The organism is Paenibacillus sp. P4_A7 (genome assembly GCF_056402455.1).
On sequence record NZ_JBFUHJ010000850.1, the window covers coordinates 1 to 890 of the forward strand.

The window sequence follows — 890 nt, forward strand, 5'->3', positions numbered from 1 at the left end:
GTGCAGCATAGCTGACATTCCTCTTGCAGCGACTTTTGATCCTAATAAACCGCATATAATGGGTGCTACAATGCCGAGCTCACCAACCCCCAAAAGGATGGTAAGACAAGCATCCAAAGCTCCTATAACCACTGCCAGCATCAGCCGGAAGATTAGTCGTAATTGTGGCTTTATACCGATTAACATGGACCCCAGCCAATAACAGAGTGGAAGTGTCACGATCCAGACCCAAACGACCGAAGACGGCAGTAAATATACGGCAGCAGCAAGCAGTACTGGCAAATAGAAAAATATCTCTATTAAACCTTGTCCAAAAATCTTCAGTGAAGATGCTCGTTTCATGAATAATGTCATGCACTCACCTCATCTCTGCCTGTACCTGTTTGTTCTTCTCTTTTTGGCTTTTCCTCTTTTAGAATCCATACCGCAACAGCGTTGCCATTATAGCGCAATCGTTCTGCGAGCAGCTCAAACTTTTCATTCCAGTAAGTGGTAATAATAAGTACATCACGTTCACTAAAGCCGCTTTGTGCTTCAGCCTCTAGTAAATAGTCAAACAGCTCAGAACGCTCAATTTCAAGCTTGGCCATCGTTTCATACAATCCTATCAAGTGTTCATGTCCGCTATGCGGCTCAATCTTCACGCTGTCTCTTGATCCCACAATGGGCATGTTGGTCGCAAATCCTACTTCCATCCCTTGCTGGATAACAGCTTCTGCTGCACCTGCCGCCCACTCTATACCACGTTCAATGAGAGCATGATCCGTTACTGCTCGCCACATACCTTCTGCATCATCAACATTTAAATAGATCATCAACCTTCGGTCAGCCGTGAAATCATGCTGATGCACTTGAAGTTGTCCTGTTTTCGCAGTAGCCTTCCAATTAAT

General features: G+C 44.8%; 1 protein-coding gene and 1 pseudogene. Both read right to left on the bottom strand.

Annotation, left to right across the window (positions count from 1 at the left end; genetic code table 11):
• A pseudogene (locus tag AC1DWN_RS34460) lies at positions 1-354 on the bottom strand (hypothetical protein); the annotation flags it as partial.
• A partial coding sequence (locus AC1DWN_RS34465) for a DUF58 domain-containing protein (RefSeq protein ID WP_477563299.1) occupies positions 351-890 on the bottom strand: 540 nt, incomplete at its 5' end. The gene AC1DWN_RS34465 and the pseudogene AC1DWN_RS34460, both read right to left, overlap by 4 nt.